The organism is Flavilitoribacter nigricans DSM 23189 = NBRC 102662 (assembly GCF_002646595.1).
In the GTDB taxonomy this organism is placed as follows: Bacteria; Bacteroidota; Bacteroidia; order Chitinophagales; family Saprospiraceae; genus Flavilitoribacter; species Flavilitoribacter nigricans.
This window is the reverse complement of the sequence record NZ_PDUD01000035.1, coordinates 153,764-161,704: the sequence shown is the minus strand read 5'-3', so window position 1 is coordinate 161,704 and position 7,941 is coordinate 153,764. Positions and strand designations below refer to the sequence as shown.

Genomic DNA, 7,941 nt, shown 5'->3' with positions numbered 1-7,941 from the left:
GGGACCGTATAGACCTAGAATCATCAATCTTCGGATTTACAACTCCACAAGGGAAACGGCCAATAGCCAAATTTTATATCGAAGACTATCTCCTGGAGAATTTACAGGGACGGCCTACATCCAAGTTTATGGAGACAACACTATTCGAGACGTAGTTGATGTAAAATCTGACGGCTTTCACTTTAATCCAAAATATGGACCATCAAGATTCGATCCGATTTTGCCAAAACTTCGTACAAAACTTGCCAAAGTAGTGCTCAATGAAACCATACAAGCTTCTGAAGAAATAATAAGATGGTCAGTCTATGCTGATAATGCGGAAGAAAGAAATGCCGAGATGAAAATTAGTGCAATAAAAAGAATTGAAAAATTTGAGAATGAATAATTAATGATCTTATCTTCCTTTACCCCGCTGGCCGTAGTTTCCCGCTTCGAGGAGTTTGCAACTCCGAGTAACTATCTTCAAACCTCAACTTACCCATGCAAATACCGAAACCCCAACAATACCGCCACCAGCAGCGCCGACAGGCCGGTGATCCCGGGCCAGTCTTTGTTGTCGAGCCAGGTGATGTTTTTCAGGGCGCCCTGGCGCTGCAGCAGCGAGAGGAGGCCAAAGAGGGCCACGAGGCCGAGTTTCCAGAAGATGTCGAATTCGTTGCTCCAGAGGGTGGGTGTGGCAGTTAGTAGAAATTTCATCTGATGTCGATTAAAGAACGATTAACAAAATTTGGATCCTCTTACCTGGTCGTGGCGCTGATCGCTGCCAGGGGTCTTGTAAGGACTTCGAATCACATAAAACTAGGAAATGTTTTTAAATAGGTCAATATAAACAAAAGCTTCTGTAAAGATCTTTGTACCTTCGCAGCATGTACTACAGACGAAAAATTTTACTTGCACTGGCGGAGAGTTTCCCATCGGGTTTGTCAAAAACTCAATTTCAAAAGTTGCTTTTTTTGATGACCAGAGGTCAGTCAAAAAAAGCCTATGATTTTGTACCGTATAAGTATGGCTGTTTTTCATTTCAGGCTGCAAACGATATCCGAATCCTAACAAATAGTCACCTTTTAAGAAAACAAGAAAATTCTGAGAACACATTTTTTTTTAATGAAAATGAATCGATTGTCTCTACACTGAAAAAAGAAGACCGTGATCTTCTCCAACGAATAAAAATACAGTTTGGTGAGTTTTCCCAGGAAGAACTAATTAAGCACACATATATCGAATATCCTTATTACGCAATTAACAGTAAAATCGCCAACAGGCTTCTCGACGAAAAACAACTTGAAAAAATCGATAAGCAGAGGCGAGAATTTTCCGACACCACACTTTTTACTATTGGCTATGAAGGGATCAGTCTCGAAAACTATATAAACAAGCTAATTATTAATGGAGTCGAACTCCTGGTAGATGTACGGAAGAATTCGTTTAGCATGAAGTATGGTTTTTCTAAATCACAGCTCCAAAATGCTTGCCAAAGTGTAGATATACAATTCATTCATATTCCTGAGCTAGGGATTGAATCTAGTGAAAGGAAGAAACTTAATTCTATTCAAGATTACAAAGAATTATTTGATCGATACGAAAGCTCCACTTTGATGGAAAGCAACAAAAGTTTAGAAAATATCGTAGAATTAATTAAGGCACATAAAAGGATTGCATTAACTTGTTTTGAAAGAGAGGTTTGCATGTGCCATCGCGGCCGAATTACCAAGAGATTATCAGCATGGCCAGACTGGGATATACCGATAAGACATTTATAAACCCTAATGGAAAGAAAGAAAATTCTAATTACAGTAACAACTTACCCCTTACCTTCCAATAAATACCAAGAGTTAGTTTGTACTGCAGGATTAACCGAAAAGGGGGAATGGATCAGGATCTACCCAGTTCCTCTTTCAAAGCTTGTCAATAACCGATTCAGAAAATACTATTGGATCGAGATCAATCTTAAAAAAAGAGACTCCTACAAAGATTTCCGGCCGGAAAGTTTCAATCCAGTTGATGCAAGTATGAGCGATCTTAAAATCTTAGATCAGATCAAAACAAAGAGTAATTGGTTGCTTCGAAAAGAATTGTGTCTGAAAAATGTATATATCAGCCTCACCAAATTGATCGAGGATGCTTATGATAAAGATAAGTCAGTTTCCTTGGCTACTTACAAACCAAAGCGAATAGTAGACTTTGTCATCGAGGAAGATGAACGTGATTGGAAAAAGGAATGGAAAGAACAGATGAAGCAACTTTGCCTGTTTACCGGTGAGGAATTTGAAAAACTGGATATCAAAAAAGTTCCCTATAAATTTAGCTACCGATTTATTGACGAGGACGGTACCCGAAGAAAAATCATGATCGAAGATTGGGAAATTGGTCAGCTTTACTGGAATTGTATAAAAACTTCGGCCAGTGAAGAAGAAGCTCTTAAAAAAGTGAGGGCCAGGTGTTGGGACTACCTAGTCGAACAATGTGATTTACACTTTTTTTTGGGCACAACGCTGCAATGGCATAGAAGAAAAGGGAGTAACCCGTTTGTGATTATTGGCCTTTTTTATCCCCAGAAGGAAAAGCAGTTGAAGTTGTTTTGACGATCTATATTATCTTTACCCTGGATCAACCCCACATATCCATGCCAGAACAAGCAGAGAACAACGAAACAGCAGCCCCCCCAAAACCGAAAGGTAACTGGGACTCCCAAAAGGTTCTTCTGATCCTAGCCCTCGGCATCCTGATCGGTTCCCTTCTCATCCGTCCCGTCATCGATTACTTGCTATCCCATTTGTCAATATTGATGGCCATATTCATCGCGCTGTTCCTCTTTATTGTCATCGCTGTACTCGCCTTACCCCGCGTCATCAACTACTTCGCCAGGCGCTATACCGGGCAGGAGGTGGATGTAGAAGCGGCAGTCGGGGATATTCAGGCGAAAGCAAATCATATTGCCGACACCATTGCCGGCTATGCCCTAGCTAAGGCCGATCCGGAAGTGCGGAAAAATATCCAAAAGGATCTGCCAGGGATATTGCATTATCTGGTGTTTTCGCGGCTGCGGAATAGTGGCCTGCGGATGTTGATGACGGTGTTCGTGGCTATTGGGGGGCTGATGGGGACGATTTTGTTGTATAATCAGAATCAGCTGCTGCAAAAGCAGAATGAGAAGATTGATAACCAGATCCTGCTGGATGAGGCGGCACGGCGGAGTTCGCTTAATTTTTTGTTAGGGAATGTGTTGGACCAGGTTAATCAGGAATTGAGTGATCCGGAGAATACGAAGCGGCGACTAAGTCCGCAGTTGATTGGGCGGATTGCTTCGTTAAGTCAGTCGTTTCAACCTTATTATTTTATGGAGGATGGGAAGATGATTGATCGGCCGCTTAGTCCGGAGCGGGGGGCGTTATTGTTAGCTTTGGTGAATAGTGGGATTGATACTTTTACACTGGATATTATATTTAAGCAAACAGTTTTGCATAAAGCTAATCTGCAGGGAGCAATTCTTGATTCAGCTTACTTGAAAAAGGCTGATCTATCTGGTGTTAATCTTAGCAATGCCAGCCTCCGTGGAGCCAATCTCAGCGAGACTCGTCTCAACCATGCCAATCTCTTAAAAGCCAATCTCAATGGAAGCAAGCTTTTCGGTGTTGGTTTCCAGTGGGCAAACCTCAAAGATGCATTTATCAACGAAGCTGACCTTAGAAAAGGTAATTTAAACTCAGCCGATTTGGAAGAAGCCTATTTCGTTGAGACCAATCTCAGCGGAGCTAAACTCCACTTTGCCAATATCAGCGGAACTTACTTTATTCGTACCAACTTTGACGGGGTCATGGGATTGAATTCTAAAGAACTTAAATCTTCTAACACTATTTATCAGGTCTTTGGCCTTCCAGATAGCTTAGCTTCATTGCTGGAAACAGATATTGAAAAAAAGCCAGGAGAACTAAATCTTATACTACTTACTTCTCCAAAATACAGGACACCCAAAGACTAATGCTTTTTAGAATTTCTTTATAATGATTCAGAGAAATTATATAAATCTAGCAATCAGGATTTTACAGAAATTGTTTCATTCCTAGCGAGACCACAAAAAAAGCCTTGACGATCCACCGTCAGGGCTTTTTCTTTCAGTCCAAGGCCTAGAAAAGCTCTCCAAATACTTATCAAAGTGGGCAGTCCAAGGAAAGAATGACTCAAAACAAACGTTGAAAAAGGGCAAAGCCAAAACTGGCCTCACCCTCACACATGAAACAAAATTACAATAGTCTATAATCGTTGCCGATTGTTGTTAAATGAAGTGAGGCTCTAAATAATTGGAGTAACACTATAAACGAAAATATATGAAAGAGGTTTCATAGGATACGGCCCAAAATAATGGGCATTAAATAGACCATCAGCCTCTACTATAAAAAATCACCCCTTACCCGATTCCTCGTAATGGTATCTCTCCCGCACCGGCCGGATCAGCATATTGAAGACGAAACCCAGCACCAGCAGGCCCGCCATGATGTACATGGTGAAAGAATAGGCCTGCGCCGGCGGCAGACCTACCGTTTCGATCTGATAGGCGCGCAGGTAGTTGATCAGCACCGGACCGAAAATAGCGGCTAAGGACCAGGCGACCAGTAAGCGACCGTGAATCGCACCGACCTGCATGACGCCGAACATATCTTTCAGATAAGCCGGTACGGTCGCAAAACCGCCACCGTACATGCTGATGATGATACAGAAGGTACCGATAAACAATACGGAGCTGCCCATATTGCCGAAGGTGGGGATCAGTACGTACAATACAGCCCCCAGCAGGAAGAATATGGAGTAGGTTGGTTTTCGTCCAATGCGGTCGGAAGTTGAAGACCAGAAGAAACGTCCCAGCATGTTGAATAAGCTCAGCAACCCTACGAAGCCGGCAGCTTCCGCCACGCCGATCGCCCGGTCCGCTCCGACCACATCGGCCGAAAACATTTCCTGGATCATTACTGAGGCCTGACCGAGGACGCCGATCCCTGCCGTTACATTCAGCATCAGCACCAGGAATATAAACCAGAACTGTGGGGTACGGATGGCCGTGTCCGCATCGACATTGGCGGTGGTAACCAGTTTTTTGGGTTTTACCGCATCCGGCTGGTAGTGCGATGGATGCCAGCCTGCCTGCGGTACGCGGACGGTAAACACGCCGGCCATCATCACCACGAAATAGATCAGTCCCAAGGCGATAAAGGTCTCCGCCACGCCCACCGAATTAGCGGAACTGAACCATTCCATCAAACTGACCGACAGCGGGGAAGCGATCATGGCGCCTCCGCCGAAACCCATGATGGCCATGCCGGTAGCCAGTCCGGGCCGGTCGGGAAACCATTTGATCAGGGTTGAGACCGGGGAGATATAACCCAGGCCTAGGCCGATGCCTCCCAGGATGCCGTGCCCCAGATAAACGATCCATATCTGATGCAGGTAAACGCCCAGGGCAGCAACGAGGAACCCGCCGCAAAAGCAGACCGCGGAAATGAACATAGCCATACGCGGACCGACCCGTTCCAGCCACTTACCAAATAAGGCCGCGGAAGCGCCGAGCGTAAACAGGGCGATGCTAAAGATCCAGCCGAGCGTCGTCAGTTTCCAGTCCTCCGGTGTGGAGGCGGTGACGCCCAGAATGCGGGTCATGGGTTCGTTGAATACGCTGTAGGCGTAGATCTGACCGATGCACAGGTGAATGCAAAGGGCGGCGGGCGGTACCAGCCAGCGGTTGTAGCCGGATTTCGCTACGGAGTGGGATCTGTCGAGAAAGGAAAGTAGGGCCAATGTTCGTTGGTTTTGGTGATGGATGAACATTTGGTCGGTGGGGTGGGATTTGGGTTTAGTAAGCGTGGATTTTGACTAAAGATAGTGGATATATGGGACTTGGGGGTGGGTTTGGTGGTGATGGGTATAATGTTGGCCCCCTCAGTCTGGCCATACGGCCCGTACCGGGGTGGACAGCTCCCCGGAGGGGAGCATAGTATTCATTAAGATTTGGGGAATATGGAAATCTGTTTGCGTCCGTGCTCTCAGTTTTCTAATGATTTTCCTTCCAGGACTCTACTGCCCGCTGCAAAGCTGCCTCAATACCTGCATCACCGGCCTGGTGTACCTCATTATCCACTTTTTTGATGAGGGAGGCATCCGTAGCGTTATAGGTGAAAGGCGGGATTCCTTCCCCGCAAAACAGGGCATTTTGCTGAACCAGATTCGTCGTAGCCCGGTGAAAGCGGATCGGAGATTTCGCAATATTATAGATCACATTACCGGAAACGATCACATCCGTAGTACCTTCATCCAGGAACATGCCGTTACTTTCCGCCCGGCCGACATTGACCGTCACATCATGGATGAGATTGTCTTTTAGTTCACTTCCCGGTTGCAGGCCCAGCATATAGATGCCGCCGCCGTCACTCAGTTTCTGCATGATGTGGTGAATGTGGTTGCCGACCACCCGGTTGCCGCGGGCCGGGGTCGGGCTGGGGTTCCACATCCAGCCGATGGAGATACCGGTATAGGGAAGATGATGGACCTCGTTATTGGTAATGGTCGTTTCGGCGGCCAGACCCACCCAGATGCCGACAGCACCAAAAAATTGCACGCCGCAATCGGTGATCGTGGAATTTTCAATACGATTACCGCGGGCGGCCTGGTCCGGAGCGTTTTCCCACCAGGGGCCGTCGGTCACCCGGCGATCCCGGCCCTCCCCGATCATGATGCCGTTCCCGGAAATATCCCGGAATTTGGAGGCGGTCACTGCATTATCCGTGCATCCCCGACCGAGCCACAGGCCCGAACCTCCGAGATTTTCGAATCGGCAGTTGGTAAAGGTGCAGGCTTCCGCGAGACTGGCCGTGACGGCAGCCGGCACCACCGACCAGCCCGTTCCTGTATTGGGTCGCGGATCAAAGTGTGTGGCCTGGATACCGGCGTAACCTCCGGTGGGCAGTTCCCAGGCACTGTGACGAAAGGTAATGTTTTCGATATGGATATTACGGATCGGGTGTTCCTCCGTGCCGTTCATTTGAAGTAGGCCGGCGGATACCGGCACGATGATCTCCAGCTCATTGGCGTCCTGACCGGTGGGAAGTTGAAGGTAGATCCTGCGTTCTTCCGATGAGTAATACCACTCGTAATCCTGGTCGATAAATAGCAGATCGTTTTCCAGGAAATAACGGGCGTGGGCTTCCCAGTGATCCAGGGTGAAAAAGTCGAGTACCCGAGCGCCGATCCAATCCACCGGCGTCAGTTTATTCGTAGTGGTATCTATGGATTGTATAGAGATACGGCTGGAAGACCAGTCGTGCATCAGGATCAGTTCCGTATCGTTTACCTGTGCGGGCAGCGGGAAATCGCCCGATTCATAAAAAAAGTGGCTGCGTTTGTCGGCGCCGACCGTTCCCACCCGCAGGTAGTCGGAATTCGGAAAACGCGACCGTATGGCTCTCTTACCGCCCACAAACAGTTCGCGAACGGATTGGACGCTTCCGGCTGCGGGCGGAAGCTGACACATCCAAAGTCCGGTCTCGGCAGTTTGCCAGTCGGTAAGGACTACACCTCCCGAGATAATGGCACCTTCCTCTCCAATTATTTGTAAGCGGCTACTGGTATCCGGGAAATCCGCCGATGTAAAGACCAGGGGTGCGGTCAACTGGTGGCGTCCCGGCTGGAGCCAGATCGTACGTTCTCCCGCTTTATCGGCCAGGGATTCCAGCACAGCAGTTTTGGCCCGTTGCAGGGTCGCAAAAGGCTGGGTACGGCTTCCGGAATGGTCATCGTTGCCTTCCGGAGAGACGTAAAATTCCAGCGTCTGCGGGGAACAGGAATATAAGCAGATTAAGGCCAGGCTACAAATTGCGAAGGGGAAGAGGTGCTTAAACATCAGGGTTCTTTTACCATAAAACGTTTTTCTCCGTCCTTAACATTACTGGCCGGCCC

Annotated in this window: 7 protein-coding genes; 4 read left to right on the top strand and 3 right to left on the bottom strand. The window is 47.3% G+C overall.

All coding sequences use genetic code 11. The features are described from left to right. On the top strand, nt 1-385 hold a 385-nt coding region (locus tag CRP01_RS42515), incomplete at its 5' end, for a hypothetical protein (RefSeq protein WP_170110599.1). Between the two features lie 89 nt (nt 386-474). Here CRP01_RS42515 and CRP01_RS29795 read toward each other — a convergent pair. Further along, entirely contained in the window at nt 475-696 is a 222-nt protein-coding gene (locus CRP01_RS29795) for a hypothetical protein (protein WP_099153720.1), read from the bottom strand. 170 nt (nt 697-866) lie between these two features. On the opposite strand from CRP01_RS29795, the gene CRP01_RS29790 reads away from it, so the two are divergent. From CRP01_RS29790 to CRP01_RS29780, 3 genes are read left to right on the top strand one after another with little or no spacing between them, the layout of a single operon-like run. Continuing rightward, nucleotides 867-1,760, top strand: coding sequence for a DUF488 domain-containing protein (locus CRP01_RS29790; RefSeq protein ID WP_099153719.1), 894 nt, complete (start codon nt 867-869; stop codon nt 1,758-1,760). Nucleotides 1,761-1,766: 6 nt separating this feature from the next. After that, a complete protein-coding gene (locus CRP01_RS29785; protein WP_099153718.1) occupies nt 1,767-2,582 on the top strand; it encodes a hypothetical protein in 816 nt (271 codons plus the stop codon). A gap of 41 nt (nt 2,583-2,623) precedes the next feature. Continuing rightward, on the top strand, nt 2,624-3,979 hold the full coding sequence (locus CRP01_RS29780) for a pentapeptide repeat-containing protein (protein ID WP_143473584.1): 1,356 nt from the start codon (nt 2,624-2,626) through the stop codon (nt 3,977-3,979). 419 nt (nt 3,980-4,398) lie between these two features. On the opposite strand, the gene CRP01_RS29775 is transcribed toward CRP01_RS29780, so the two are convergent. Then, on the bottom strand, nt 4,399-5,817 hold the full coding sequence (locus CRP01_RS29775; RefSeq protein WP_099153716.1) for an OFA family MFS transporter: 1,419 nt from the start codon (nt 5,815-5,817) through the stop codon (nt 4,399-4,401). 223 nt (nt 5,818-6,040) lie between these two features. Then, entirely contained in the window at nt 6,041-7,885 is a 1,845-nt protein-coding gene (locus CRP01_RS29770; protein WP_099153715.1) for a right-handed parallel beta-helix repeat-containing protein, read from the bottom strand. Nucleotides 7,886-7,941: the final 56 nt, after the last annotated feature.

Bases quoted from the DNA above. Each gene is read 5' to 3' on its own strand.
- CRP01_RS29795 (WP_099153720.1), bottom strand. From the start codon at position 696: ATGAAATTTCTACTAACTGCCACACCCACCCTCTGGAGCAACGAATTC.
- CRP01_RS29780 (WP_143473584.1), top strand. From the start codon at position 2,624: ATGCCAGAACAAGCAGAGAACAACGAAACAGCAGCCCCCCCAAAACCG.
- CRP01_RS29790 (WP_099153719.1), top strand. From the start codon at position 867: ATGTACTACAGACGAAAAATTTTACTTGCACTGGCGGAGAGTTTCCCA.
- CRP01_RS29775 (WP_099153716.1), bottom strand. From the start codon at position 5,817: ATGTTCATCCATCACCAAAACCAACGAACATTGGCCCTACTTTCCTTT.
- CRP01_RS29770 (WP_099153715.1), bottom strand. From the start codon at position 7,885: ATGTTTAAGCACCTCTTCCCCTTCGCAATTTGTAGCCTGGCCTTAATC.
- CRP01_RS29785 (WP_099153718.1), top strand. From the start codon at position 1,767: ATGGAAAGAAAGAAAATTCTAATTACAGTAACAACTTACCCCTTACCT.